Origin of the sequence: Prauserella sediminis (assembly GCF_014195435.1) — a bacterium.
In the GTDB taxonomy this organism is placed as follows: domain Bacteria; phylum Actinomycetota; class Actinomycetes; order Mycobacteriales; family Pseudonocardiaceae; genus Prauserella; species Prauserella salsuginis.
Map to the genome: position 1 here is coordinate 417,760 of NZ_JACIBS010000002.1, position 25,911 is coordinate 443,670.

The window sequence follows — 25,911 nt, forward strand, 5'->3', positions numbered from 1 at the left end:
TCGTGGAAAGTCCGAAGTGGACGATTCATGCCTCCGCCGGGCGTTTCATCATCATGCCGGCACGTTCGCACAGGCAGACGATCTCGTCGCGCTGGTTGATGCCACGGTGCTCGAACCAGACGATGCCCGCGTCAGGTCGCGACTTCGACTCACGCTTGCGCAGGATCGTGCTGCTCGCGTGGATCGTGTCGCCGTGGAACACCGGGTTCGGGAACTCGACCTTCTCGTAGCCGAGGTTGCCCAGCGTGGTGCCGTAGGTCAGGTCGTACACGATCATCCCGCCGACCAGCGCCATGGTGAACAGGCTGTTCACCAGGCGATGCCCGTGGATCGTGGTCTTGGCGAACTCCTCGTCCAGATGCAACGGCTGCGGATTCATGGTCAGCGAGGTGAACATGACGTTGTCCATCTCGGTCACCGTGCGCGTCATCGGGTGGTCGTAGACCTCCCCTTCAACGAGCTCCTCGAAGTACAGGCCCGGCATGGTCGGCTCCTTGCGAGTGATTAGCTGCTCACGCACGGCCGGTCACGCGGCGGGCGTGGGCGAGCCACTCCCGCGCCGTGTCGGCGTGCGCCTTGTCGATGTGGATGCCGCGGTAACGCACGGCGCCGTCACCCCGCGCGGAGGCCTCCTCGAAGGCGGCGACGAGGCCTTCGCGGAACTCGATCTCCTCCGCGGTCGGTGAGAACACCTCGTTGATCGTCGCCACGTGCGAGGGGTGGATCGCGATCTGACCGCGGAACCCGAGCTGCAGTCCGTAGTCGGCGAACGCCTTCAGGCCGTCCAGGTCGGACAGGTCCTCCCACAGTCCGGTCAGTGCGTGCAGACCGTACTCGCGGCAGGCCAGCAGTATCCGGCTCCGCAGGTACAGCGTCTCGGTGCCCTCCCGGCTCCACCGGTAGCCCACAGCGCGGGCGATGTCGGCGTGCTCGGCCGTCGGCCCGATCATCGCACCCACCCGCGGCGAGGCACCCGCGATCTCCCGGCAGTTCTGGATCGCCTCGACCATCTCGACCGGCACGATCAGCTCGAGTGCCGAGCCCGCCGCGGCACCGTTGCTCGGCTCGAGACCGTCACGGAGCTCGAGAATGTTGCGGAGTTCGAACCAGTCGACGAGCGTCTCCCACCGGAGCACGTCGTCACGATCACGCACCTTGGGCACGAACAGCCCGGTCAGCCCCGGGCACACCGCGGCTTCGAGGTCGGTGCCCGCCAGCCCGGTGTCCAGGGCGTTCGGCCGCACGAACAGCCCGACCTCGTGCCCCGCCTCCCGCGCGCGACCGACCGTATCGGCGACAAGGCCGCGGGCCTCGGCCTTGCGGTCGGCAGGCACGGAGTCCTCGAGGTCGAGCACGACCGCGTCCGCGCCGCTGGCGATCGCCTTCGTGACCCACTCAGGCTTGTGCGCGGGCACGAACAGCACGGATCGATAGGGGTGCATCGGACGGCTCCTCGCAGGTCGGTGCTCTCGCGGGTCGGTGTCGGTGGGCCGATGCCGAGCGTCGGTGCCCGGTGTGTCGGTGCCCAGTGCGTTGGTCCCCGGCGTGTCGGTTTCGGGGGCGCGGCTGCGTCGCTCAGGGCACCGATGCTGCACCGGCGGGCGCCGCGGCGGGCAGGGCAACGCGGTCGAGGGTGTCCGGCGTGATGCCCAGTTCGCGCAGCTTCGCCTTCTGCACCCGCTGGCTCGGCGTCTTCGGCAGCTCGTCGACGAACCGCAGGAACCGCGGCACGGCGAAGGCCGGCACCTTGCCGGCGCACCAGCGCCACATCTCCTCGGCGCTCACCGGGCCCTCGGCGATGAGATAGGCCATGACCTCGTCCTCGCCCGCCTCGGCGTCGGCGGGCACGGCGATGACGGCGCATTCGAGCACCGCGGGATGACTCAGCAACGCCGTCTCCACCTCGTACGAGCTGATGTTCTCCCCGCGGCGGCGCAGGGCGTCCTTGAACCGGTCGACGAAGTAGAACCACCCGTCGGCGTCCCGCTTGAGCGCGTCGCCGGTGTGGAACCACAGGTTCCGCCAGGCCTCGACGGTGCGGTCGGGCATGTTGAAGTAGCCCATGCTGCAGATCCACGGCACCCGCGGGCGCACCACGAGCTCGCCGACCTCGCCGACGCCGACCTCCTCGTCGGTGTCCGGGTCGACCAGACGCACGTCGAACCAGTCGTCGGCGGCCAGGCCCGCGGCACCGGCCGGGCGGTCCTCGCCGTAGGGCGAGAGGATCGGCGCCGAGGTCTCGGTCAGCCCGAACACCTCGACGAACGCCTCGATGCCGTAGCGCGACCGGAACCCCTCGACCAGCGAGGCCGCGGTCGGTGCGGCGAACACGCAGCGGAGCACGTTGTCGGCGTCGTCGGGTCGCGGCGGCTGTTTGGACAGGAAGTCCATCATCACGCCGATGAAGTTGGTGACCGTCGCCCGGCTCTCGCGGATCTGGGCGATCCAGTTGCTGGCGCTGAACCGCGAGCGCACCACCGCCCGCGCCCCGGCCACGAGCGCCGGATACACGGCCATGAACTGGGCGTTGCCGTGGAACAGGGGCGTGACCGTCATCCAGGCGTCGTCGGCGGTGAGGCGGGTCAGCGACACGCATTCGTCGCCGAAGAAGTACATCTGGCCGTGCGGCATCGCGACGCCCTTCGACGGCCCAGTGGTGCCGGACGTGAAGAACACCGACGCGAGGTCTCCCGGTGCGACCTCGGGCAGGTCGGCCGTGCCGCCGTCTTCGAGGGCCTCCCAGGGCTCGGCCTCCCAGCCCGCACCGCGCAACGTCGCGAGCGCGGCGTCACGGGAGCCGGTGTCGATGACGTAGAACCGGGTGATGTCGCCCGCGGCCTCGGCGACGGCGGCGAACCGCTCGGCGTGCACGTCGTCGATGACGGCGATGCGCGCTGCGACGGTCCGCACCTGATGGGCGAGGAAGTCGTGCTCGTAGGCGGTGTTGATCGGCACCTCGACCAGGCCGGCGACCGCGGTGCCCAGCCAGGTGCGCACGAACCGCGACGAGTTCGCCGCCATGATCACCACGCGGTCGCCCGGCACGGTGCCCGCGGTGAGCAGCGCCCGGCCGATCCGCTCGGCGGCGGCGAGCGTGTCGGCGTAGGTCCAGGTGGCCGCTTCCTCAGGAGTGTCGAGGAATACCCGGTCCGGCGTGGCCTCCGCCCAGTGCCGCAGCACCGTCGGCAGGGCCCACTGCGCGCGATCCGGGAACGTCGGGCGCAGCTCCGTGTAGTACCGCCGTGTCATCACGACCTCCGTGTTCCGGTCCCCGGGGGTGGGAACTCCGGGCGCCGTTTCTCGATGAACGCCCGCGCGCCCTCCCGCATGTCGTCACTGCCGACGGCCTGCGTGAGCATGGCGAGGCCGCTGGACATCGAGTCCTGGCCGGTGTTCCACCACAGGTTCGAGCTGACCTTGCTGATCTCCAGATACAGCGGGCTGAGGGCCTTCAGCTCATCGATCCACGCGCCGACGCGGTCTTCGAGGGCGGCCACCTGGTCACCGCCATCCGGGACGTCGACCACCTCGTTGATCAGCCCCATCGCCAGGGCCTGCTGCGCGCTGTAGCGGCGGCACAGCAGCGTGAGCTCCTTGGCCTTCTTCTCGCCGATCTGCACCGCCATGTGGTTGGTCGCGCCGAGCACCGGCGCCGACCCCACTCGCGGACCGGTCTGGCCGAACGTGGCTCGCGGGGTCGCGATCGCGAGGTCGCAGGCCACGACCAGTTCGTTGCCGCCACCGGCGGCCGCACCGTCGACCGCGGCGAACACCGGCCGGGGGCAGTCGCGTACGGCCTGCAGCATGCGCGCCGATGTGTGGAACAGCGTGCGCAGCAGGTCCGGGTCGGGATCGTCGAGCTGGTCGAGTGCGCCGCCCGCGCAGAAACTGCCGCCCGAGCCGGTGATGACCACGGCGTGGAGTTTCGTCGCCCGCCCGAGCGCCTCGATGACCGTGTGCGCCATGTCGATGTCGTAGGCGTTGCGCCGATCGGGGCGGTTGAGCCGGATCCACAGGGCTCCGTCGTGTTCGCGCACCTCGACGCCGTGGGTGCCGTCTGCCATCGGCGCGCTCATTCGTCGGTGACCGACAGGGCGAGCTCCGGGCACGCCTCGGCGCCGCGGGCGGCGTCGTCCTCGAGCCCCGGTGGCACATCCGGCGTACGCACGACGACGTGCCCGTCCTCGTCGGACAGGTCGAAGACGTCGGGTGCGGTCATGTTGCACAGACCGTGTCCCTGACACCGGTTCTCGTCAGCTCGGACCTTCATGACTGTCCTCCGTGCGACGCTGCTTCGGGAACGGGCCGGGGCAACGCGGCCCCGGGTGAGCACTCCGGCGCACTCACATTGTTCACATATAACCATTATCAGAGACCTACCGAAAGGTCGAGCCTTGACTGGGGCAGTCATATAACTATTATCAGAGAAAGCCCAAAGGAGGGATGCGCCGTGACCGAGCAGGCTCGTAGTCCGATCGCCGCGTTCGACCACCACTCCGAAGAGCACGCGGCCGACCCGGTCGGCACCTACCGCAGGCTCCGCGCCGAACATCCGGTCGCGTGGACCGAGGCGCACGGCGGATACTGGGTGCTCGGCGACTACGCCAGCGTCTTCGAAGCCTCGCGCGACGACGATCTGTTCTCCTCGGCGCGGCACGAATCCGGCGGTGAGGGCCTGGCGATCGTCATCCCGAAGGCTCCCACCGCCTTCCACATCCCGATCGAGCTCGACCCTCCGACGTTCCGCGGCTACCGCAAGATCGTGAACAAGGTGACAGCGCCCGCCGCCGTGAAGAAGCTCGATCCCGTCATCGACCGGTTCGTCACCGGGTTCATCGACGAGATCATCGAGAGCGGCGAGGCCGATCTCGCCTTCGTGGCGGGCGTGCCGGCCGCGGTGACCGTCGACTGGCTCGGGCTGGACGCCTCGGAGTACAAGCGCTATGTCGACGCGATGCACACGCTCGTGTCGGCGGCGCCGGGCTCCGCGGAGTACAACCACGCCCGCGACGTCGCCGTGCCGTGGGTCGAGAAGACGGTCCGCGCCCACATCGCGAAGCGGCGCGAGAACCCGACCGACGACGCCACGAGCGAGTTCATCCTCGCCGAGATCGACGGCAGAGCGATGTCGGACGACGAGATCTACTCCATCCTCGAACTCCTCATCTCCGGCGGTGTCGGCACGACCGCGTCGCTGGTGACGCAGTCGCTGGTGTGGCTGTACGAGAACCCGGACCAACGGCAGCGGCTGGTCGACGACCCGAGCCTGCTCGACGTCGCGGTGGAGGAGTTCCTCCGGGTGTTCTCACCGACGCAGGCGCTTGCGCGCACGGTCACGCGCGACGCCGAGTTCCAGGGCGTCCACATCCGCGGCGGCGATCGCGCACTGCTCAGCTGGGCGTCGGCCAACCGCGACCCGGAGCAGTTCGACGACCCGGACACGATCGACATCACCCGCTGGCCCAACCGCCACATGGCGTTCGGCCTGGGGGTTCACCGCTGCGCCGGATCACACCTCGGGCGGGCGATGGCGCGCGCGATGATCAGCCAGGTCCTGGAGCGGATGCCGGACTACGAGGTGGACCTCGACGGTCTCGTCACCTATCCGGACCAGGGCACGAACGCGGGGTTCCACTCGATTCCGTGCCGGTTCACGCCCGGCGAGCGGCGCGGCGAACCGCTGTTCGGTTCGGGCCGATGACCAGGTTCGTCGTCGCCGGTGCCGGCCTCGCGGCCGCCCGCGCCTGCGCGACGCTGCGCCGCAAGGGCTTCGACGGCGAGCTCGTCGTGCTGGGCGCGGAGCACCACGCCCCCTACGACCGGCCACCACTGTCGAAGGCCGTGCTCAGGGGCGACCGCGACGACGCGCCACTGCCGTTCGACGTCGACACGCTCGGCGTGCGGTTCCGGGCGGGCGTGACCGCCACCGGGCTGAACGTTGCCGAGCGCGTGGTACGCACCGACGACGGCGACGAACCGTTCGACGGCCTGCTGCTGGCAACGGGCGCCGAACCGGTCCGCCTGCCCGGATCCGGCGAGCAACTGACCGTGCGCACGCTCGACGACGCGTACACCCTGCGTTCCCGACTCCGCCCCGGTGCACGGGTCGTGGTCATCGGAGCGAGCTGGATCGGCGCCGAGGTGGCCACGGCCGCTCTCGCCGCGGGCTGCCGGGTGACGTGCCTCGAAGCGGGACCCGCCCCGCTGTCGGCCGCACTGGGCGGCGAGGTCGGTGCCCTGTTCACGCCCTGGTGGTCCGACGTCGACCTGCGGCTCGACACGAAGGTCGCCTCGGTCGACCCCGGTGGGGTGCAGCTGGCCGACGGCGCGGTCGTGACCGCCGACGTGGTCGTCACCGGCGTCGGCGTGCGGCCCGCGACCGGTTGGCTCGCCGGATCGGGGCTCGAGATCGGAAACGGCGTACACGTCGACGAGTACCTCCGCACCTCGGCGCCGGGCGTGTTCGCCGTCGGCGACCTCGCCGCCCGCTGGTCTCCTCGGCTGGGCGCGCGGCTACGGGTCGAACACTGGGACGAGGCGGGTGCCGCCGCGACGGTCGCCGCCCAGGTCCTGCTGGCCTGCGCCGCGGGCACGCCCGAGGCAGATCTGCCGGTGCACGATCCCGTGCCGTACTTCTGGTCCGACCAGTTCGGCCGCAAAATCCAGCACGTCGGCCGGCACGGTCCTGCGGACCGCGCCGAGGTCGACACGAGCGACACGGCGAGGCCGGCGGTCCGCTGGTACTCCCCCGACGGCGGACTCACCGCGTGGCTCGGCGTGGACCGGGTGAAGGAGCTCGTCCCGGCCAGGAAACAGATCGCCGACACTCTGGTCGCCCTGTCCTGACCCCGCGCACGTCCCCGCTCAGACACGCGTGTCCTGCGCTCAGACACGCGTGTTCTGCACTCGGCACCGCGTGTCCTGCGCTCAGACACCGTCCCCCGGCTCACACCCCGTCCCGGCGGTCGTCACCCGAGGTCCAGGATCGCGTAGCCGAATCCGCGGACGACCAGTCCACGGCCGTCGACGCGCACCCCGCGCCCCTCGACGCGGCGCGCGTGCGGTACCCGATCATCGGGGACGTCGACCGTGACGGCCTCGCGCGAGGGGTTGACGGTCACGAGGAAGCGGTCGCCCCGCAGGTAGGTCAGCGGATACCCGTCATGGAACACCCGAACGTCACCGGCCGTGCCCAAACCCGGGTACCGGGTGCGCAATCGGATCAGCCTGCGCACGAAGTGCAACAACGACCCCGGATCGCGCCGCTGCGCGGCCACCGTCGGCCGCTGTGGGTCGGGATCGATCGGCAGGTAGAGCTCGCGTCCGAGAATCCGGCGTTCGGACCGTCGTCCCACTGCATGGGGGTGCGGTTGTTCTGCCGCCCGTCGCTGCCTTCGACGTCGGGCAGCCCGGGCACGGCACGCATGCCGATTTCCTCGCCGTAGTACAGCGTCGGCACACAGGGCCATGTCAGCAGGAAGGTCCACGCCGCGGGGAACTCCTCGGGCGTGCGCACACCGTCGTTGAGCCGCGTGGCACTGTCGTGGTTGGCGATCGGCATCATCGTGTATCCCGCGTCGCCGATCGTGTCGGCCGCCTCGACCCAGGCATCGACGAACGTCTTCGCCGTCCCCTTCCCCTCCGCTGAGAAGAACGGCTCGTCCCGCCACAGCGATCGCCACGGCGCGCCGTCGCCCGGACCGTTGACGGGCAGGTAGAAGTCGCCGTGGAATCCGGCGGTCACCGATGTGGCCGGGTCACCCCACTCCGAAACCATGACGGCTCCGGGATAACGGGCCTCGAGCCACGCGCGGAACTCACGCCAGTTTCCCGGTCTCGACCCAGCCGGGATCGTCCTTGACGAGCGTCGCGGCCATGTCGCACCGGAACCCGGAGATCCCCATCTCGAGCCAGTGAGCCATGATCTGCCGCATCGCCGCCCGGTTTCGGCGAGGCCCTTCGGCGTCGACGGGCTGACGCCATGGCTCGTCGGGGTTGCTCCGCGCATAACCGTAGTTGATCGCGGGCTGCGTCTCGTAGTAGTTCATGTAGAACGCGCCCGGCCGTGGTCCCGGCGAGGCGACGAAGGACTCCGGCAACGACCCGTCCTCGGGGAGCTGATCCGGGCTCGCCCAGATATAGCGGTGATCGGTCTCGTCCCCCAGCGACCGTAGGAACCACGGGTGCTGGTCCGAACTGTGGCCAGCGACGAGATCGAACAGGATGCGGATTCCCCGCCGGCGCGCCGCCTCGACGACCGCGACGACGTCGTCCTCGGTGCCGTAACGCGGGTGCACCCCGGTGTAGTCGGCGATGTCGTAGCCGGCGTCGGTGAACGGGGACGGGAAGATCGGGTTCATCCACACCGTGTCGACCCCGAGCCAGTGCAGGTGGTCGAGCCGGTCCAGCACGCCCGCGAGATCGCCGATGCCGTCACCGGACGTGTCGGCGAAGCTCTGGGGATACAGTTCGTACAGGATGGCGTTGCCCAGCCAGGACGAACCCGGCGTGTCGCGGCCTGCCCCACCGATGGTGTGACCGGGGCTCGCCGACGCCGTCCCCGCCGCGGCGGCCGCACCGGCGAGCGCCGTCCCCGCGCCGATCAGCAGCGACCGCCGTGACAGCGATCCCCGGGTCAGCGACCCCCGGGACACTGCTGTCGCTGACCATGCATCCTCCGACCGGCCCACTGAACCCTCCCGCTGAACCTTCCCACTGAATGCTTACGTATGCACAAGCGGGCTCAGCGTACTCTGCTGATCGCCGAGAGTGAAGACCTACGTATGCATTCGACGGCGGGGAGAGGGGACACACCGCGCTCGACCTTCCGGGCGACCAGGGTGCGGTGACGGCGCGCGGAAGGCCGGCGGCGGCCCTCCGCTGCCCACGAGGCCGACGATCACACGGCGGATCCGTCCAGGAAGTCGTCGAACGAGCGCGATTGCAGACCGCGTAGGGGTTGCACGATCTCCCGGCCGACCTGCTCGAGGTAGGCCTCGGTCTGCTCGGCGTCCATGCCGGGCCAGTGGGGCCGCACCAACAGCGGGCCGACCGGCAGCGCGGCCGCGATGTCGGCGATCTGTTTCCGGCAGGCTTCGGCGTCGCCGAGGATGACGTGATCGCGCACGGTGTCGCCGAAGTTGCGCACCTCGTCGTCACCGAGCAGCGTCATGCCGCGCCCGGCGTAGGCCTCGTACTTGCCCCGCGCCACCGCGGCGAAGCGCGACACCGCGTCGTCGAAGTCGTCGCCGATCATCAGCTCGCGCCGCAGCGGCAGCGGGTTCAGCGGCAGTCCGCGGCTCGTGCGCTCGGCGGCGTAGGTGCGGATGAGCGCATCGACCTGCTCGATCGTCTGCTGCGGGGTGATCGTCCAGACGTCACCGTGACGCGCGGCCCGGCGCACGCCGGTTTCCCGCATCGCCCCGAGCCAGACCGGGGGCCGCGGCTGCTGCAGCGGGTGCACGTGCGTCGGCAGATCGTCGATCTGCCAAAACCGGCCGTGATGACTCACGCGATCCTGCGACCACATCGCCGTCATCACCTCGATCAGCTCTTCCAGCAGCCGGTAGCGCTGATCGAACGGCACGCCCATCGTGGCGTACTCCTGCGTCAGATAACCGGTGCCGAGCCCGACGACGAGCCGCCCTCCGGTCACGACGTCCAGTGTGGCCAGTTCTTCACCGAGCACCACCGGATGGTGCACGGGTCCGATGAGGACCGTCGTGCCGATCTTGACGTCCTCGTCGAGCTCGGCGGCCAGTCGTGCCAGCAGCGGCACGGGCTGGAACCAGCGGAACCCGTCGTAGAGGAAGTGCTGGCCGATCGTCAGGTAGGTGAACCCGGCCCGTTGCGCGGCCTCGGCCTTGCGCAGCATCAGGTCGAGATGTTCCCGGGCCGACGAGGCGACCGGCTGGTCTCCCATCAGGATGCCGAATTCCACGGTTTCTCCTCCGATGTGGACTGCGCGGGCTACTTGGCCGTCATGCCGCCGTCGACGGGAATCGTCACGCCCGTCACGAAGCTCGCCATGTCGCTGGCGAGGAACAGCGCGACCTGGGCGATCTCCTCCGGCTGGGACGGGCGGCCCATCGGGATCTGGGCGAAGAACGCCTTCTTACGCTCGGCCAGCTCCTCCTCGGTGTTGGTGCGGAAGAACGCGGGCAGTCCCGGCGTGTCGACCGAACCGGGCGCGATGGCGTTCACGCGCACCCCGTCCTGCGCGAACGCCAGCGCGAGCGAGCGCACGAGCGCGATGATGCCGCCCTTGGTGAACGAGTACAGCGGGCTGTACGGCGAGCCGACCAGCCCTGAGCTGGAGCTGGTGAAGATCACCGAGGCGTTACCCGAGGCCCGCAGCGCGTCGGTGAGGTAGTTGGTCAGGTAGAAGCTCGCGCGCGCGTTGATCTCGATCAGGGCGTCCCAGTCCTCGATCGCCAGATCCGTACCGGCGGCCCCGGGGATCCCGACGTTGTTGTACAGCACGTCGAGTGAGCCGTGGTCGGTCTGCACGCGTTCGGCGAGCGCCTTGAGCGCATCGAGGTCACGGACGTCGATCACCTCGGCGCGCGCGCTGCCGCCCGCGCCGTCGATGGCGCCCACGACGTCCTTGGCGGCGCCCTCGTCGACGTCGACGACGATCACGTGCGCGCCCTGTGCGGCGAACGCCTCCGCCGCGGCGCGGCCCATGCCCGAGCCGCCTGCGGTGATGAACGCGGTCCTGTTCTTGAGCAGCATGGCGAATTCTCCGATCTCGACAGGTGGTCCACTGTGGATTGTTCGGCGACGGCGACTGTCACGTGCCCGGCGGGCGCGTCACGCCTGCCAGTGGCCACTGGATGTGTTTGACCTCGAAGAACTCGGCGAAGCCGTCCTCGCCCAGTTCCCGGCCGACACCGCTGCGCCCCGGGCCGCCCCACGGCGCGTCCGGGCGCATACCGGCACCGCCGTTGATCGTGACCGTGCCGGATCGCAGCCGTTCGGCGACGGGCATCGCCTCGTCCAGCGGACCGAAGACGTTGGCTGCCAGTCCGTACGACGTCGCGTTGGCCATCCGCACCGCCTCGTCGACGTCGGTGTATGGCAGTGCGATCGCGACGGGGGCGAACAGTTCGGTCTGCGCGATCGGCGCGTCGACGTCCACTCCGGTCAGGATCGCCGGGTTCAGGTAGTGGCCGGTGGGAAGGTCTGGCCGTCCACCGCCGGCGGCCACCGTGGCACCGGCCGACACCGCGTCGGCCACCATGCCTTCGACCTTCGCCCGGTGTTCTGCCGAGATCACGGGGCCGACGACCGTCGCGTCCTCCTGCGGGTCGCCGACGGCGATCGTCCTGATGAACGCGTCGGCCTTCTCGCAGAACTCGTCGAGCCGGTCCTGCGGTACCAGCACCCGGCTCCACGCCGCGCAGCCCTGGCCCGCGTTGCGCGCGAACCGCAGGATCGACGGGCCGACCGTCGCATCCAGGTCCGCGGCGGGCAGGATGATGTTGGGGCTCTTGCCGCCGAGTTCGAGCACGGCCTTGGACAGCGACCCGAGCGCGGACTGCGACATGACCTGCCCGCCGACCGCGTCGGAACCGGTGAACGACACGAGGTTCACGTCCGGATGCCCGGTGAGCCGTTTGCCCACGTCCGGGCCGCCGACGACGAGGTTCACCACGCCGGGCGGCAGGTCGAGTTCGTCAATCAGTTCGAACACACGCAGCGTCGTCTGCATGCCCTGCGGCGACGGCAGCACGACCGTTGTGCATCCGCTGGCGAGCGCCCCGCCGAGCTTCCAGGCGAGCAGATTGATCGGATAGTTGTAGGCGGGCAGTGCGGCCAGCACCCCGGCCGGTTCGTAACGCAGCAGGCTCGTCGACAGCACCGGCTTGTCGTACAGCGGCAGTGCGTGCGAGTAACCGCCGCGTGGGCCGCGTTCGGCCATCTCGGCATACCACCGCAGCGCCTCGACCGGGCCGCCGACCTGCATACCGCGGGCCGCTCCGATGGGTGTGCCGACCTCGTCGGCGATCAGCCGGGCAAGCGGCTCGGTGTTCCTCTCGAGCAGGTCGGCCAGCCGGTTCACCACCCGCGCACGGCCCTTCGGCCCGTACGAACGCCACGCGTCGCCCTCGAACGCCGCCCGCGCGCTCGCGACCGCGGCATCCACCTGTTCCGGGGAACTCAGCTGCGCGGTGCCGACGGCCTGCTCGGTCGACGGGCTCCACGACGTGTAGGTCTCTCCGGACTCACCGTCGCACCAGGCACCGTCGATGTAGGTGCTCTTACTTCGCGTCTCCAGGCCACTCATGCCTGCTCCTTCGTCGTCCTCGGTGACGGCCGCCGACCGCCGGATGGATCGTAGGCAGCCCGCACGGCCGTGCGACAGTTCTCGTCGTGCGCGAAAAACTCGAATGCGTGCACATCACCTGCCACGGGCCGCGCGGAAGGTCCGCACGGCCGTCCGGTGGTCGTCGGTGTCGAACAGCAGCGCCGTCGCTTCCACCGACTCGGCGAAACCGCCATCCGTGTCGCGGTTGACGAACGCTTTGCCGACCTGCACGGCCAGCGGCGGGTGCGCCGCCATCTCTGCCGCCAGCGCCACGGCCTGCTCGTTCAGCTCGTCGTCCGGGTACACCTCCTGCACCAGGCCGATGCGTTCGGCCCGTTCGGCACCGATGTCCCGGCCGCTGAGGGCCAGGTAGCGCGTCCAGTGCCTGCCGATGACGTCAGGGCCCCGCACGATGCCGTAGCCGGGCATCAGCCCGACCGTGGGTTCTTTGAAGGCGAACCGCGCCGACCCGCCCGCGAGCACGACGTCGCTCGCCAGTGCCAGTTCGGTCCCGCCGCCGTAGGCGAGTCCGTTGACCGCGGCGATCACCGGCACGGCGCACCGTTCCACCGCGTGGAACGCGTCGTACACGAGCCGGAGATGCGGTCGTACCCGCGCGACGTCCCCGTCCAGACCGGCGAACATGTCGATGTCGCCGCCCGCGGAGAACGCCCGGCCCGAGCCGGTCAGCACAACCGCCCGCACGTGGGCCTCGTCGCCGTGGCCGAACGTGCCCATGACGTCGTGCAACTCACGGAACCACGACTGGTCCATCGCGTTGAGTTTCTCCGGCCGCGACATCGTCAGCACGACGACACCGGACCGCGGTTCGGTGCGCTCGAAGCGGGTGAGCTCAGCCGCCATCCGTGCTCCCCTCCCGGTCGAACGTTCCCGGGGGCACGCCGTCGGCGCGGAGCCGGTACTTCTCCACCCGCTGGCTCGGTGTGAGCGGGAGGGCCTCCAGCACGCGCACGTACCGCGGGATCGCGAACGACGTCAGCCGCCGCTGACAGTGCCGGATCAGCGCGACCGGATCCACCGTCGCCCCGGCGGACGGCACGACGGCCACCATGACGTCCTCCTCGGACAGCGCCGACGGCACACCGTAGGCCGCGACCGCGCCCACCGACGAATGCTCCGCCACGACGCGTTCGACCTCCCACGAGGAGATGTTCTCGCCGCGCCGTCGCACCGTGTCCTTGAGCCGGTCGAGGAACGTCAGGTAGCCGTCCTCGTCGAGGTATCCGCGGTCCCCGGTGTGGAACCACAGGTTGCGCCAGCTGCGCGCGGTCTCGGCGGGCATGCCGTGGTAACCGTCGAACATCCAGCCGGGTTCGCGCGGGCGGACCACGATCTCTCCCGCCTGCCCGGGCGGCAACGACTCGTCGCGGTCGTCCACCACGGCCACCTCGTAGTTGACCGAGGCCCGGCCCGAGGTGCCGATCCGGCGTCGCTCCGGCGGCATGTCGGTGACGATGGAGACCTCCGTGCTGCCGAAGATCTCGGTCAGCCGGACGCCGAACCGCTCCTCGAAGGCCGCGAAGATCTCCCGCGGGCACGGCGCCCCGAACGCCGCCCGGACCGGGTTGTCGGCGTCGTCGGAGCGCGGCGGCTGTTTGAACAGGATGCTCATCATCGCGCCCTGGTAGTTGAACGCGGTGATGCCGTGCTCCCGGCAGATGTCCCAGAACCGGCTCGCCGAGAACCGCCGGTGCATCACCAGATCCGCGCCCGCCTCGAGTGCGGCCATGACGCTGCAGTACCGGGCGTTGCTGTGGAACAGCGGGAAGACACTGTAGAGCCGGTCGGCGGCCGTGTACCCCATGAGCGCCGCGGTGTGCCGAGCCAGGTTGACGTTGGCCTGATGACTGAGCACCACACCCTTCGGCGGGCCGGTCGTGCCGGACGTGTAGAGGATCACCGCCGGGTCCGCCGGCGACACCGAAGCGGCCGTCACGTCCGCCAGCGCGCCACGTTCCTCCACATCGGACATACGGTGCCGCGCCACACCGTCACCGGCTACGCCGTCGCGTCCGCCGGCCGGCTCCCCGACCACGACGACGTGCCGCACCGACGCCGGCAGGCAGCCGCGCACGGCGTCCTCGTACCGGGCATCGCACACCACGGCGACCGCACCGGCGTCGGCCAGGTAATGCCGCAGCAGGTATTCCCCCGCCTCCGGGTTCACCGGCACCTCCACGATTCCGCGCCGCGCCAGGCCGAACCACACCGCGAGGAACTCGGGGCATGCGTCCAGCACCACACCCACCCGCTCGCCGTGGCCGATGCCGAGCTCGGCGAGGCCGGCGGCCACCCGCCCTGCGCGCGCGTCCAGGTCCCGATAGCCGAGTCGGACGCCGTCGACGAGCACCCCGGCGTCGACCGGCGCCGCCCCGGCCGCCTCGGCCAGCCAGGCACCCAGCGTGCGGGCGGTGGTCCGCGACGACCGCGTCGCTGCGGCTGGTTCGGCCGGTAGGATCATGCGGTCCCCTCCTCCGCCAACGCCGCCTCCCCCAGCAGCGCGTGCACGACCGCGGCGTCCTGGCGGAGCTGCTCGGCCTCACCGCTGCGGACGACCTCGCCGCGAGCCACGATCGACACCGTGTCGGCGACCGCCAGTCCCGCGTCGACGTTCTGCTCGACCATCAGCACACCGATGCCGGAGTCGGCGATCGCGCGGACACTCGTCAGCACCGTGTCGACCATTCCCGGTGCCAGGCCCATGGACGGCTCGTCGAGCAGCATCACCCGCGGCTGGCCCATCAGCGCTCTGCCGAACGCGAGCATCTGCTGTTCCCCGCCGGACAGCAGTCCCGCCGGCATGTCCCGTCGCTGCGCGAGAATCGGGAATCGGTCGTACACCTCGTCGACGAGCGCAGCGACCTGCGACCGCGTCGCCGTGTAGCCGCCGATACGGAGGTTCTCGGCCACCGACAGCGGGGCGAAGATCCGCCGTCCCTCGGGCACGAGGCTGACACCGTCCCGGACGATCCGGTGGGGTCGCTTGCCCAGCAGCTCCGCACCGTCCAGGCGCACCGACCCGCCCCGCGCGGGTTGCAGACCGCAGATCGCGCGCAGGCTCGTCGACTTGCCCGCCCCGTTGGCGCCGAGCACCAGGGTGATCCGCTGCGGCTCGACGGCGAACGACACCCCGCGCACGGCGTGCACCGGCCCGTAGCTGACGTGCAACTCGGAGACGTCAAGCATGTGCCCTCCCCTGCGTTCCCAGGTAGGCCTCCTGTACCGCCGGATGCCGCACCACGGCTTCGGGCTCTCCCTCGGCGATCAACGCGCCGAAGTTCATGGCGAACAGGTGATCGCAGGCGTCGACCATCATCTGCACGTCGTGCTCGATGAGCAGCTGCGTCAGGCCTTCGGCGCGCAGGTCGGCCAGCAGGCCGGTGATGTCGTCGCGCTCCTGCCGGTTCATGCCCGCTGTCGGTTCGTCCAGCAGCAGCAACGTCGGTTCGCTCGCGATGGCACGCGCGATCTCCACCCGCCGCTGGTGACCGTAGGACAGTTCGTCAGGGCGGTGCCGTTCCTTTCCGGACAATCCGGTGCGTTCGATGGCCCTGCGCACCCGCTCCCGTGCCCGGCCGCGTTCTGCCTTGCTGCCGGAGCCCGCCGATTCGGCGCCGAGCGCGACGTTGTCGAACACGGTGCGACCAGGCAGGATCCGTACCGTCTGGAACGTCCGCGCGACACCGCGTGCGGCGATCGTGTGCGGTCGCACCCTGTCGTAACGTCTGCCCTCGAATTCGAGCCGGCCGCGAGTCAGCGGCACGAGGCGCGTCAGCGCCGCCAGCAGCGTGCTCTTGCCCGACCCGTTCGGCCCGAGGATGCCGAACAGCCGGCCCGGGGTCAGCACGATCGACACGCCGTCGACGGCTTTCACGCCTCCGAAGTGGACGGCCACGTCGTCGGCGCGCAACACGCTCGTCGCGACCTCGGCGTCACGGCCATCGCCTGCTCCGGCACCGGCGAGTGCGCTCGATGTCATCACGAATCACCTCCCACGGCGGCCGCCGCCTGCTGCGGTGGTGGCGCGTCCGGCGGGGAGGCGGCCGCCTCCCGCCGTTTCCTGCGGTACTTCCGATAGCCGTCGACGGCGGCACCGGTGACTCCGCCCGGCAGGTACACGGCCGCCGCGGCGACGAGCACGCCGTACACGACGTCCTCCCACTCGCCCACGAACGCCAGCACCTCGGGCATCCACACGAAGATGACCGTGCCGATGAGAGCGCCGATCCACGACCGCGAGCCCCCGACGATGATGATGGTCAGCGCGAGCACGACCAGGTGGAAGTTGATGTCGTCCGGCGTGACCGTCGATCGCAACAGGACCGTCATCGAGCCGGACAGCCCGCCCAGCATGCCGCTGACGGCGAACGTGGCACGCCGGTAGCGGGCGACGTCGATCCCCATCGCCGACGCCAGTTCGGGGTCCTCACGGACCGCCTCGATGCGGCGCCCCAGTGGTCCGAGCTCGGTGAACGTCAGTGCGGCCACGACAACGACCACCACGGCCAGCAGATGCCCGGTGTCGAGCATGCCGAGTGCGCCGAACAGGCCCGAGGCGCCGCCCGTGAGGTCGCCGCCGTTGACCACGAGAACCGAGATGATCAGCGTGAAGGCCACGGTCGCCATCGCGAGGTACAGCCCGGTGAGGCGCTGGATCAGCAGGCCGAGCGCATACGCCACGGCCCCACCCGCGACCGCGGCCAGCAGGATCGCCGTAGCCGTCGACAGTCCGTAGTGGACCATTCCGATGGCCGCGAGGTAACCGCCGATGCCGTAGCACCCGACGCCGGCGAACGAGAACACCCCGGCACGCAACGGAACCTGCACGCTCAGCGCCAGCAGCAACGTCGTGAAGGTGCTCTGGATGAGCACGATGTGGGAGAAGTACCAGTCGATCATGTCCGCCGCACCTCCTTCCTGCCGAACAGGCCCTGCGGGCGCAGCAGGAGCACGAGGAAGATGAGTCCGAACGAGACGGCGTCGACCCAGGTTCCCTGGTTCATCGCCAGCACGAAGGTCTCGGCGCCCGCGAGCACGAACGCACCGACGATGACGCCGCCCATACTGCCGAGGCCACCGAGCACGACGATCGCGAACGCCTTGATGAGCAGCTGGTCCCCGCTCGCGGGGGCGATCGCGCCGAGCTGGAACGTCAGCAGCGCCCCGGCCAGCCCCGCCAGTGCCCCCGACGTCGCCATCGTGCCGAGCGCGAGCGTGGCCCGGTCGACGCCCATCAACGAGGCGGTCTCCGAGTCGACGCCGATCGCCCGCAGGGCCAGTCCCTGCCGCGACGTCGCCAGCCAGCGCCACACGCCGACGCCGATACCGATACCCGCGACGACGATCACCAGCACGGTGGTCGTCATCCGAAGGCCGAAGACCTCGAACACCTGCGCCTGGTAGGTGCTGCCGCGGAAGCCGAAGGGCGCGCTCGCCGTCACGCGCTCGGCGATGGCGAGCGGGATGGCGGCCACCCCGATACCGCCGATGAGGATGCGCAACTCGGCCGCCCGGTGCTCGGTGGCCCTGCGCATGATCGGCCCGAACGCGAGCACCTGCGTCAGGGTCGCGATCAGCGCACCCGCCGCGACGGCGATCAGCACCACGGCCGGCATCGGCAGCGCGACCTGCTGGGTGATCACGTGCGCGGTGAACGCCGAGAACATGAACGTCGCACCGTGGGCGAAGTTGAGAATGCCGATCGTGCTCCACGCGAGCGCCATGCCGAGTGCGAACACGAGGTACACCGAGCCGAGGGCGACGGCGTTCAGGATGTGCTGTGCCACGACCGCCACCTCCCTCCGGATCGCGGGTCACGGCCGATGCGGCGGGTCATGACGCACCGCCGCGTGAGACCAGTTCCTCGCTCGTGCCGTTCCAGCGCACCAGCACACCGGGCACGCGCATGTCGTTGCCCTCGAAGGTGAGCTCGCCCATCGCACCGTCGAAGCCTTCCTTCGCGACCTGCTGCAGTCCGCGTTTGATGCCCTCACGACTCGCCGAACCGGATGCCTTGATCGCGCGTGCCAGCCACCACATGCCGTCATAGCCCTCGGCGGCGTAGACGTCCGGCTTCTGCCCGAACCGCTCCTGGAACGCCGCCACGAAGTCACGGGCCTTCTCGCTCGTCAGCGCCGGGGAGAAATCTGTCGGGTAGATGACGCCTTCACCGTGCTTGCCCGCCTCCGTCAGGTTGCCGCCGCCCTGCACCGAGGTCGCCATCACCTGGCCGTCGTACCCGGCCTGACGCAGCTGCGTCAGCGCGGTGACCGACTGCGGTTCGGTCAGCAGCATCACGACCGCGTCCGGGTCCTCGCCGGCGATCGACCGCACAGGCGTGGTGAAGTCCTGGGTGGTCGACTGCACCGGGGTGCTCGAGATGATGTCCAGTCCGTGCTGCTCGGCCTGCTTCGGCAGCGAACCCTTGCCGATCTCCGCGAACGTCGGGAACGTGGCGTTGTAGAGCACGCTGACGTCCCCGAGCCGCTTGTCGGCGAGGTACTCCGTTGCCAGGTCGTAGTACGACGCCATCGGCGCCGTGGCCCGGTACGTGTAGTCGTTGACGACGACCCCGTCCGAGCCCGCCTGGGTGAAGATGGTGGGCACCTGTGCGCGTTCCACCATCGGCGCGACCGTCGCGGCCTGCTGCCCCTGGGTCGGCCCCATGATCGCGTGCACGGTCCGGTCGGCGGTGGCCTGTGCCATCTCGGCCGACGCCGTCTCGATCGACCCGGCGGTGTCGATCTCCTCAATGGTCAGCTTCACGCCGTCGCCGAGGAAACCGGAGCGGTTGATCTCGGAGATCGCGAGCTCGCCGCCACGGGCGCCGCCGATGCCCGCGTAGGCGACCGGTCCGGTCTGGTCCCGCACGCCGAGCAGCTTGATCTCCTCCGGAATGCCTTCCTGAGTGGCGATACCGCCCTGCGCCGCGTCGCAGCCGCTCATCGCGACCGCGGCCACGACCGCAAGGGCGCATGCGGTGGCGCGCCGCAGCCGGCGCCACCGGTGGGGAGCCCGCATGCTCGTCCTCCTGCCTGTCGTCGGTGGGGATGTCTGTGCCGCCCGGGGTTACGGGACCGGCTCACCGCGCAGCTCGCGTGCGACGAGGTAGGCCAGTGTCACGCCGCGGCCGAGTGCGAACCCGCTGTTGTAGCCGGTGCCGGTGGTGGTCAGCGCGGCGCACGACCCCACGGCGTAGAGGCCGTCGATCACGTCGCCGTCGGGGTCCAGCACCCGTCCGTCACCGTCGATGTGCACGCCGCTGGACCCGATGCCGGTGCCCACGAACTTCAGCCGCAGGCCGTGGAACGGCGCCTCGGTGAGCTGTCCGAGGACCGGACTCGGGGTGTTGTCCGGATCGCCCGCGAACTTGTTGACGTAGGTGACCGTGCCGCGGCCGAAATCGGGGTCCTCGCCGCGGGCCGCATAGTGGTTGAACCGCTCGGCCGTCCTGGTCAGCTGTGCCCCGTCGATGCCGAGCTGCTCGCCGAGCGCGGCGAACGTCGGGGCGGAGCTGACCCAGCCTTCGGGGTATTCGCCGCCGGGCGGGGTGGCGGCGAGGCCGTACTTCTTCCGGTGCTGGTCGTCCCAGACGAGGAAGAACGGCAGGTGCCGATCTCCGGGCGCGAGGGTCTTGGCGACGATGTCGACCCAGTAGGAGTCGTTGCAGAATCGGTTGCCCGCGGCGTCGACGATCATCGTGTGCGGCATCGCGTACTCGGGGCCGTAGCCGTACCCGGTGCCGACCTGGGACCGCCATCCCGGGAGCATCGGCACGCTCGTGGCCGGGATCTTCGCGATGCCGGCACCCACGCCGCGGGCGAGTTTGATCCCGTCCCCGCGCAGCGATTCCGGCGCGACGCTGCCGAAATCCTCCGGTTCGAGATCGACCATCTCGCGCACGAGATCGGTGTCCCAGTCGTAGGTGCTCGTGGCGAGTACGACCGGGCCGCGCACCTCGACCGGGCCGTCCGGGCCGTCGGCGCGCACGCCCGCGACGCGGCCGCCGTCGGAGAGCAGTTCGGTCACCGGATGGGAGAGGCGGATGTCGATCCGGTCCTCCTGCAGCACGCGGCGCAGGAAGCTCGCCACGACGCCGGTCCCGAAGGTCAGTGGGTCGGTTCCCTCGGTCGCGTCGAACTCACGGCCGTCGGCGATACCGAACGCAGGCACTCCCGCGTGATCCGCCTTGCCCGATCTGGACTCCTCGGAGTCCACATAGGTCGCCCGGCGACCCTTCTCCATGAGCTCGTCGTAGGTCGTGCCGACCGGGAAGTACGGGCTGACGCGGAGCGTGTCGCGCCATGACCCGAGCACACTGCCGTCGATCACCTCGCCCGTGAGGTACCTCCCGACGGGCAGCGCGCCGTCGGCCTCGTTGTGGTAGTCGGCGAGACCGGGAATGACCCTCCAGCGGATCGCCCCGAGCTCCTCCCAGTAGCCGATCGCGTCCGGACCGGTTCGGATCCAGCGCAGCATCGCCTTCTCGTCGAGCACCTCGGGAGCGTCGCGGGCGATCGCCCGCACGTAGGTCTCGGTGAGTTCGGGCGAGTCCTCGATGCCCTCACGCGCGGCGACGGGATTGGCGCCGATCCACACCTGTCCGCCCGAGTAGGCGGCCGCACCGCCCACCTGGTCCGCCGCCTCGAACACGATCACGTCCCGACCGCCGACCGCCGCGCCGAGAGCCGTCGCCAGGCCGGACAGACCGGCTCCGACGACGATCACCGGTTCGCTCGCATCAACCATCGTTCGGTGTTCCTTTCGCGATACGCGGTCGCGGGACGTGCGGGGCGACGGCCGACAGGTCCGCGAACCCTCGGGACTGCCAGCGGCGCGGTCACCGGCGCTGGATCAGCTTCGTCTCGAGGTAGGCACCGAGACCCTCGACGTTGCCCTCGCGGCCCAGGCCGGACTGCTTGTAGCCGCCGAACGGCTGCACCACGCACATGTCCCAGCCGTTGACCGACACCTGGCCGGTGCGGATGCGGCGGGCGATCCGTTCACCCTCGGCGGCGTCGCGGGCGTACACGGCCCCGGAGAGGCCGTAGTCCGAGTCGTTGGCCAGCGCGACAGCCTCCTCGAGGTCGTCGAACGGGATGACGCAGACGACCGGGCCGAAGATCTCCTCCTGGGCGATGCGCATGTCGTTGCGCACGTCGGCGAACACGGTCGGCTGGACGAACCAGCCGTGGTCCAGCGCCTCGGGCCTGCCACCTCCCGTGACGAGCCGTGCGCCCTCGTCGAGGCCGAGCTTGATGTAGCTCTCCACCCGGTCCCGCTGCCGTTCGGCGGCGAGTGGGCCGAGCACGGTGTCACCGTCGGTCGGATCGCCGACCTTCAGGCCTTCGAACATCGGCACGAGGGCCGAGAGCAGCTCCTCCTGGCGGTGGCGCGGCACCAGGATGCGGGTCAGGGCGGCGCACACCTGGCCGGAGTGGCCGATCCCGGCGAACGCCAGCGTCGGCAGCACCTCGTCGAGCGGCACGTCGTCGGCGATGATCGCGGCCGATTTGCCGCCGAGCTCGAGCGTCACGCGTGTGATCCGCTCGCCGCACAGGCTCATGATCCGCCTGCCCGCGGCGGTGCTGCCGGTGAACGCGACCTTGTCGACGCCGGGGTGGGTCACCAGGTGCTCACCGACCTCGCGGCCGCCGGGCAGCACGCTGATCACGCCCTCGGGCAGCCCCGCGGCCTCGAGCGCCTCGGCGAGCAGGTACAGGCTCACGGGCCCTTCCGGCGCGGGCTTGAGCACGACCGTGCAGCCGGCCGCGAGCGCAGGGCCGATCTTCAGTGACGCCGTGGCCACCGGCCCGTTCCAGGGAATGATCGTGGCGACGACGCCGACCGGCTCGCGGACCAGCACCCCGTGGCCGCCCTCCCAGGAACGCTCTTCCTCGAACTCGAACCGCTCGTGGAGGGTCGACGCATCGGCCCACATCTTGAGCGCGTTCTGGTGGAAAGCCTCGCTCACCGCGGACGGGGCGCCGATCTCCGCGGTGAACGAGGCAGCCATGTCGCCGAAGCGCTTCTCGACCTCGGCGCCGACCCTGGTCAGCACCGCGGCGCGCTCGGCGGGGGTCATGCGGGGCCACGGCCCTTCGTCGAACGCCGTCCGCGCCGCGGCCACCGCCGCATCGATGTCGGCGACCGTCGGATCCGGCACCGTCGCGAGGCGCTCCTCGGTCACCGGCGACACGACGTCGATGACGCCGTCGCCCGCCGGGTCGACCCACCGGCCGCCGATGAACAGCTTCGAAAAGCTCCGCACGGTCTCGGGTGCGTGCATCGTCGAGGTCATGGACGCGCTCCTTTGCGGGTACCGAACCTGGCCGTCATCGGCGCCTGGGCGCGGTGACGTCGCTAACAACCTTGACCCGCGACTGGGACCAAGTCAATGCCTTTCATAGGATTTATTGTCATGAATTCTCGGACGAGGCGAACCGGCGCGATCCCGGGAGATTCCGTGGACGGCACACGAAAACGCCGCCGTGGCAGGGAGATTCTCCCCGCCACGGCGGCGTGGTCCGGACCGGACGAGTAAGCCCGGCCACTCCAGCAGCAACGGCTACGGCACGTCGAACCGCGGCGACGGCAGCGTCCGCAGGATGCCCGCGAGGCGATCCGGCACCGCAGTCTTCGCGAACGTCTCGTCGCGGCAGGCGTAGGTCATCTGCCCTCGCGTGACCAGGTCGCCCTCACACGTGAACTCGTAGCCGACCGTGTAGGACGAGGTGCCCACCCGGTCGAGCACGGCCTGGCAGACGAGTTCGTCGAACACCTGCGCCGTCCGGTGGTACGTCGCACCGGAGCTCACGCCGACCGTGACGACCCCGAGGTCGGGTTCGAGATCGCCGCTGCGCAGCCCGTGGGAGTACAGCCACGTGGTGTACGTGCGTTCCATCCACCGGTAGTAGATGGCGAAGTACGCGATACCCATCGCATCGCAGTCTCCGTAGCTGAGCTGGAACGTCAGCCGATCCCGGTCACTCATCACCGCTCCCCTTCCCCGGCAGGGCGACGGTCGCCGTACCCGTCAACACGGCGTCACCGTCGACAACGGACAGTTCGACGTCGCAGTCGCACAGGATCTCGTCACGGTCGTCCGCCCGCTGCCTGCGCACGCCGGTGACGACGCCGCCCGCTCGCAGGGAGTCTCCCTCGCGCACGTTGCCGCGGAAGCGCACCCGCAACCGCCGTACCCGTTCGTAACCGCCCGCGAACCCGGCGAGCATGTTCATCACGTACGCCATGTTCAGCGGCCCCTGGTTGATCGCACGGTCACCCATGCCGAGCTCCCGCAGTGCCGCCGTGTCCCAGTGGATCGGCGTGGGGTCGCGCAGCAGTGCCGCCGTGGTCTTCATCTTCTCGCCGTCGACCTTCGCCACGTGCCAGTCCGGCAGTCGCATTCCCGGCGAGAGCGGCCCGATGCGATCCGCCACCGCCGCGCCGTCGGCACCGGTCACGCCCTCGTCGGCCCGGTCGCTCACGAAAGCCTCCTCGGCAGGATCAGTGAGTTCCAACAGTCGGCCACGTGGGCGCCACTCTCCTTGTCGTGCAGTCGGAACACATAGCCGATCACGTCGAACACCCCGCTGCGGCCGGACTTGCGGTCGGCCGAGGTCACCTCGCCCGACACGAGGTAGGTGCGGCCCACGCGCATCGGCGCGTGCCACACCGTCTCGTGTTCGCCGAACATCGGCCCGTCGTCGGCACTCGAACCGAACCAGGAGAACAGCTCGTCCCACGTGACGCCCATCGCCTGCGTCGCAGCCGTCCACGCCAACAGCGGATGGGCCGGCTCACCGACCGGCCCCGTTTCCGGCCCGGCCAGCGCGGCATCGGCCAACAGCCACGCGAACCAGCGCTCCACGGTGAACTCCCCGCCGGGGAACGCCCGTCCGATCCGGGCGGCAACGTCGTCGGCCGACATCCCGGCCGGCTCACGGGCCGTCTCAGACATCCCGCTCCCTGCCGGACCAGTACGGCTCGCGCAGTTCCCGTTTGAGGATCTTGCCGGTCGGCGCCTTGGGCAGCTCGGCCACGAAGTCCACCGACTTCGGCTTCTGGTACCCGGCCAGGTGCGCCCGAGCCTGCTCGATGATCTCGGCCTCCGTGGCCCGCTGTCCCGACTTGAGCACGACGACCGCCTTCACCGACTCGCCCCACTCGTCGTCGGGCACGCCGATCACGGCGCATTCCAGCACCGCCGGATGCCGGGCGATGGCCTCCTCGACCTGCACGCTGAAGATGTTCTCTCCACCGGAGATGATCATGTCCTTCGAGCGGTCCACGATGAACACGTACCGGTCCTCGTCCCAGGTCGCGATGTCGCCGGTCCACATCCAGCCTCCCCCGAGAGCTATACCCCTACTGTCGGGGGTACCCGCACCCCGCAGCGTCTCGGCCGTGAGGTCGGGCCGGTTCCAGTAGCCGAGCATGTTCGCCTCGGACCGGACGACGATCTGTCCCGGCGTGCGCCCGTCCTGCGGCACGTCGCGGCCGGTCTCGTCGACCACCCGCACCTGTGTGCCGAAGCCCTCCCTGCCGCAGGACTGCAGCCGCTCCGGCCGGACACCGGCCACCGCGGACGCGTGGTCCTCCTGCGACAGGAAGCACATCGTCGAGCCCTCGGTCTGCCCGTACCCCTGGATCAGCGTGCAGGGGAACGCCTCCAGCGCCTGGCGCACGATGGCCGAGGGCATCGGCCCGCCGCCGTATTGGATGTTGCGCAGGCTCGACAGGTCGTAACGCTCGAAGCCTTCGACCGCCATCATCCAGTTCAGCATCGTGGTGATGCCCAGCAGCGCCGACACCCGTTCGGCCTCGATCACCTCCAGCGCCCGTTTCGCCTCGAAGTTCATCATCACGAGCGGGCAGCCGTGCTTGAGGTAGTTCATCGCCAGCACGACGGGAATGTGGAACAGCTGCCCGGTCAACAGGTACACGTCGGACGGCACGATGCGCTCGGCCACGGTCTGGTTCAACATCCCCGCGGCCGCGCTCCGGTGCGAGTGCAGCGCACCTTTCGCCTGCCCTGTCGTGCCGCCGGTGTAGAGGATGAAGAACGGATCGTCGTCACCGATCTTCGCCGAGAACGCGGGCTCCTCGTCCGATGCGGCTTCGACGAGCTCTTCCAGTCCGCCGTCCCCGTCGGGCCCGAACCGCAGCACGTGCGGCACGTCCACCGTGCGGCACAGCTCGTCGACCACAGCCGACCACTCGGCCTCGGCGATGAGCGCACGCGGTGCGGCGTCGGCCACGATCGCGGCCAGTTCCGGTGCGGCCAGCCGCCAGTTCAGCGGTTGCAGCACCAGCCCCGCACGGCCGGCCGCGAAGTACAGCGCCTGGTACTCGGCGCAGTTGCGCGACAGGACGGCCACCCGGTCGCCCGGGGTCAGCCCACGGGCGAGCAGGCCGTTGGCCAGCCGCCGCACGAGGTCGTCGAACTGCCGCCAGGTGAGCCGCCGGTCGGCGGTCACGTCGTAGATCGCCTGCCCGCCGGGCGTCAGCGCCGCCCATTTGGCGGGGATCAAACCCTGATTGGCCACCGGTCCTCCGCTCCGTCCGTAGCGCCGATC

The 25,911-nt window shown here is 70.2% G+C and carries 26 protein-coding genes; 2 read left to right on the forward strand and 24 right to left on the reverse strand.

Going from position 1 to position 25,911, the window contains the following annotated elements; translation table 11 throughout:
- Positions 1-25: 25 nt before the first annotated feature.
- The 5 genes from FB384_RS20300 to FB384_RS20320 form a co-directional block, all read right to left on the reverse strand.
- Complete coding sequence (locus FB384_RS20300; protein ID WP_323985358.1) at positions 26-520, reverse strand: MaoC family dehydratase; 495 nt, start codon at positions 518-520, stop codon at positions 26-28.
- Positions 513-1,442, reverse strand: coding sequence for an HpcH/HpaI aldolase/citrate lyase family protein (locus tag FB384_RS20305; protein WP_183786342.1), 930 nt, complete (start codon positions 1,440-1,442; stop codon positions 513-515). Before FB384_RS20305 ends, FB384_RS20300 begins: the two co-directional genes overlap by 8 nt.
- A gap of 133 nt (positions 1,443-1,575) precedes the next feature.
- Positions 1,576-3,249 carry an AMP-binding protein gene (locus tag FB384_RS20310; RefSeq protein WP_183786343.1) on the reverse strand — a complete coding sequence of 558 codons (1,674 nt, stop codon included), beginning with the start codon at positions 3,247-3,249 and terminating at the stop codon, positions 1,576-1,578.
- Entirely contained in the window at positions 3,249-4,064 is an 816-nt protein-coding gene (locus FB384_RS20315; protein WP_221213398.1) for an enoyl-CoA hydratase/isomerase family protein, read from the reverse strand. Before FB384_RS20315 ends, FB384_RS20310 begins: the two co-directional genes overlap by 1 nt.
- Before the next feature lie 8 nt (positions 4,065-4,072).
- The gene (locus FB384_RS20320; protein WP_183786346.1) at positions 4,073-4,270 is read right to left on the reverse strand and encodes a ferredoxin; all 198 of its coding nucleotides are present in this window, start codon (positions 4,268-4,270) and stop codon (positions 4,073-4,075) included.
- Between the two features lie 180 nt (positions 4,271-4,450).
- Here FB384_RS20320 and FB384_RS27365 point away from each other — a divergent pair, with 180 nt between their 5' ends.
- Both FB384_RS27365 and FB384_RS20330 read left to right on the forward strand, forming a co-directional pair.
- Positions 4,451-5,701: a cytochrome P450 gene (locus FB384_RS27365; protein WP_183786347.1), complete on the forward strand. Its 1,251-nt coding sequence runs from the start codon at positions 4,451-4,453 to the stop codon at positions 5,699-5,701.
- Entirely contained in the window at positions 5,698-6,846 is a 1,149-nt protein-coding gene (locus tag FB384_RS20330; protein WP_183786348.1) for an NAD(P)/FAD-dependent oxidoreductase, read from the forward strand. The genes FB384_RS27365 and FB384_RS20330 overlap by 4 nt, the downstream gene beginning before the upstream one ends.
- 122 nt (positions 6,847-6,968) lie before the next feature.
- On the opposite strand, the gene FB384_RS26540 is transcribed toward FB384_RS20330, so the two are convergent.
- The 19 genes from FB384_RS26540 to FB384_RS20415 form a co-directional block, all read right to left on the reverse strand.
- Positions 6,969-7,217 carry a hypothetical protein gene (locus FB384_RS26540; protein WP_221213399.1) on the reverse strand — a complete coding sequence of 83 codons (249 nt, stop codon included), beginning with the start codon at positions 7,215-7,217 and terminating at the stop codon, positions 6,969-6,971.
- A gap of 5 nt (positions 7,218-7,222) precedes the next feature.
- Positions 7,223-7,777, reverse strand: coding sequence for an alpha-amylase family glycosyl hydrolase (locus FB384_RS26545; RefSeq protein ID WP_221213400.1), 555 nt, complete (start codon positions 7,775-7,777; stop codon positions 7,223-7,225).
- A 40-nt stretch (positions 7,778-7,817) separates the two neighbouring features.
- Positions 7,818-8,654: an alpha-amylase family glycosyl hydrolase gene (locus FB384_RS26550; protein ID WP_221213401.1), complete on the reverse strand. Its 837-nt coding sequence runs from the start codon at positions 8,652-8,654 to the stop codon at positions 7,818-7,820.
- Between the two features lie 245 nt (positions 8,655-8,899).
- Positions 8,900-9,940 (reverse strand): LLM class flavin-dependent oxidoreductase, encoded by a 1,041-nt coding sequence (locus FB384_RS20340; protein WP_183786349.1) that lies wholly within the window; start codon positions 9,938-9,940, stop codon positions 8,900-8,902.
- 29 nt (positions 9,941-9,969) lie between these two features.
- Positions 9,970-10,734, reverse strand: a complete 765-nt coding sequence (locus FB384_RS20345; RefSeq protein WP_183786350.1) for an SDR family NAD(P)-dependent oxidoreductase — start codon at positions 10,732-10,734, stop codon at positions 9,970-9,972.
- Between the two features lie 58 nt (positions 10,735-10,792).
- Positions 10,793-12,289, reverse strand: coding sequence for an aldehyde dehydrogenase family protein (locus FB384_RS20350; protein WP_183786351.1), 1,497 nt, complete (start codon positions 12,287-12,289; stop codon positions 10,793-10,795).
- Positions 12,290-12,403: 114 nt separating this feature from the next.
- Positions 12,404-13,174 carry an enoyl-CoA hydratase/isomerase family protein gene (locus FB384_RS20355; RefSeq protein WP_183786352.1) on the reverse strand — a complete coding sequence of 257 codons (771 nt, stop codon included), beginning with the start codon at positions 13,172-13,174 and terminating at the stop codon, positions 12,404-12,406.
- Positions 13,164-14,792, reverse strand: coding sequence for an AMP-binding protein (locus FB384_RS20360; RefSeq protein ID WP_183786353.1), 1,629 nt, complete (start codon positions 14,790-14,792; stop codon positions 13,164-13,166). The genes FB384_RS20355 and FB384_RS20360 overlap by 11 nt, the downstream gene beginning before the upstream one ends.
- Complete coding sequence (locus tag FB384_RS20365; RefSeq protein ID WP_183786355.1) at positions 14,789-15,517, reverse strand: ABC transporter ATP-binding protein; 729 nt, start codon at positions 15,515-15,517, stop codon at positions 14,789-14,791. Before FB384_RS20365 ends, FB384_RS20360 begins: the two co-directional genes overlap by 4 nt.
- Positions 15,510-16,310: an ABC transporter ATP-binding protein gene (locus FB384_RS20370; RefSeq protein ID WP_183786357.1), complete on the reverse strand. Its 801-nt coding sequence runs from the start codon at positions 16,308-16,310 to the stop codon at positions 15,510-15,512. The genes FB384_RS20365 and FB384_RS20370 overlap by 8 nt, the downstream gene beginning before the upstream one ends.
- Positions 16,310-17,230 carry a branched-chain amino acid ABC transporter permease gene (locus tag FB384_RS20375; RefSeq protein WP_183786358.1) on the reverse strand — a complete coding sequence of 307 codons (921 nt, stop codon included), beginning with the start codon at positions 17,228-17,230 and terminating at the stop codon, positions 16,310-16,312. The genes FB384_RS20370 and FB384_RS20375 overlap by 1 nt, the downstream gene beginning before the upstream one ends.
- The gene (locus tag FB384_RS20380) at positions 17,227-18,117 is read right to left on the reverse strand and encodes a branched-chain amino acid ABC transporter permease (RefSeq protein ID WP_183786359.1); all 891 of its coding nucleotides are present in this window, start codon (positions 18,115-18,117) and stop codon (positions 17,227-17,229) included. The genes FB384_RS20375 and FB384_RS20380 overlap by 4 nt, the downstream gene beginning before the upstream one ends.
- Before the next feature lie 46 nt (positions 18,118-18,163).
- Positions 18,164-19,351, reverse strand: coding sequence for an ABC transporter substrate-binding protein (locus tag FB384_RS20385; RefSeq protein WP_221213402.1), 1,188 nt, complete (start codon positions 19,349-19,351; stop codon positions 18,164-18,166).
- A gap of 48 nt (positions 19,352-19,399) precedes the next feature.
- A complete protein-coding gene (locus FB384_RS20390; RefSeq protein ID WP_183786360.1) occupies positions 19,400-21,079 on the reverse strand; it encodes an FAD-dependent oxidoreductase in 1,680 nt (559 codons plus the stop codon).
- A gap of 91 nt (positions 21,080-21,170) precedes the next feature.
- On the reverse strand, positions 21,171-22,631 hold the full coding sequence (locus tag FB384_RS20395; RefSeq protein WP_183786361.1) for an aldehyde dehydrogenase: 1,461 nt from the start codon (positions 22,629-22,631) through the stop codon (positions 21,171-21,173).
- Between the two features lie 267 nt (positions 22,632-22,898).
- A complete protein-coding gene (locus tag FB384_RS20400) occupies positions 22,899-23,324 on the reverse strand; it encodes an acyl-CoA thioesterase (protein ID WP_183786362.1) in 426 nt (141 codons plus the stop codon).
- Entirely contained in the window at positions 23,317-23,820 is a 504-nt protein-coding gene (locus FB384_RS20405; RefSeq protein ID WP_323985362.1) for a MaoC family dehydratase, read from the reverse strand. Before FB384_RS20405 ends, FB384_RS20400 begins: the two co-directional genes overlap by 8 nt.
- Entirely contained in the window at positions 23,817-24,293 is a 477-nt protein-coding gene (locus tag FB384_RS20410; RefSeq protein WP_183786363.1) for a hypothetical protein, read from the reverse strand. The genes FB384_RS20405 and FB384_RS20410 overlap by 4 nt, the downstream gene beginning before the upstream one ends.
- Positions 24,286-25,881: an AMP-binding protein gene (locus FB384_RS20415; protein ID WP_183786364.1), complete on the reverse strand. Its 1,596-nt coding sequence runs from the start codon at positions 25,879-25,881 to the stop codon at positions 24,286-24,288. Before FB384_RS20415 ends, FB384_RS20410 begins: the two co-directional genes overlap by 8 nt.
- Positions 25,882-25,911: the final 30 nt, after the last annotated feature.

Bases quoted from the DNA above. Each gene is read 5' to 3' on its own strand.
- FB384_RS20395 (WP_183786361.1), bottom strand. From the start codon at position 22,631: ATGACCTCGACGATGCACGCACCCGAGACCGTGCGGAGCTTTTCGAAG.
- FB384_RS20330 (WP_183786348.1), top strand. From the start codon at position 5,698: ATGACCAGGTTCGTCGTCGCCGGTGCCGGCCTCGCGGCCGCCCGCGCC.
- FB384_RS20375 (WP_183786358.1), bottom strand. From the start codon at position 17,230: ATGATCGACTGGTACTTCTCCCACATCGTGCTCATCCAGAGCACCTTC.
- FB384_RS20355 (WP_183786352.1), bottom strand. From the start codon at position 13,174: ATGGCGGCTGAGCTCACCCGCTTCGAGCGCACCGAACCGCGGTCCGGT.
- FB384_RS20360 (WP_183786353.1), bottom strand. From the start codon at position 14,792: ATGATCCTACCGGCCGAACCAGCCGCAGCGACGCGGTCGTCGCGGACC.
- FB384_RS20365 (WP_183786355.1), bottom strand. From the start codon at position 15,517: ATGCTTGACGTCTCCGAGTTGCACGTCAGCTACGGGCCGGTGCACGCC.
- FB384_RS20385 (WP_221213402.1), bottom strand. From the start codon at position 19,351: ATGCGGGCTCCCCACCGGTGGCGCCGGCTGCGGCGCGCCACCGCATGC.
- FB384_RS20390 (WP_183786360.1), bottom strand. From the start codon at position 21,079: ATGGTTGATGCGAGCGAACCGGTGATCGTCGTCGGAGCCGGTCTGTCC.
- FB384_RS20410 (WP_183786363.1), bottom strand. From the start codon at position 24,293: ATGTCTGAGACGGCCCGTGAGCCGGCCGGGATGTCGGCCGACGACGTT.
- FB384_RS26545 (WP_221213400.1), bottom strand. From the start codon at position 7,777: ATGGTTTCGGAGTGGGGTGACCCGGCCACATCGGTGACCGCCGGATTC.
- FB384_RS20400 (WP_183786362.1), bottom strand. From the start codon at position 23,324: ATGAGTGACCGGGATCGGCTGACGTTCCAGCTCAGCTACGGAGACTGC.
- FB384_RS20310 (WP_183786343.1), bottom strand. From the start codon at position 3,249: ATGACACGGCGGTACTACACGGAGCTGCGCCCGACGTTCCCGGATCGC.
- FB384_RS20315 (WP_221213398.1), bottom strand. From the start codon at position 4,064: ATGGCAGACGGCACCCACGGCGTCGAGGTGCGCGAACACGACGGAGCC.
- FB384_RS20345 (WP_183786350.1), bottom strand. From the start codon at position 10,734: ATGCTGCTCAAGAACAGGACCGCGTTCATCACCGCAGGCGGCTCGGGC.
- FB384_RS20350 (WP_183786351.1), bottom strand. From the start codon at position 12,289: ATGAGTGGCCTGGAGACGCGAAGTAAGAGCACCTACATCGACGGTGCC.
- FB384_RS20305 (WP_183786342.1), bottom strand. From the start codon at position 1,442: ATGCACCCCTATCGATCCGTGCTGTTCGTGCCCGCGCACAAGCCTGAG.
- FB384_RS20320 (WP_183786346.1), bottom strand. From the start codon at position 4,270: ATGAAGGTCCGAGCTGACGAGAACCGGTGTCAGGGACACGGTCTGTGC.
- FB384_RS20370 (WP_183786357.1), bottom strand. From the start codon at position 16,310: ATGACATCGAGCGCACTCGCCGGTGCCGGAGCAGGCGATGGCCGTGAC.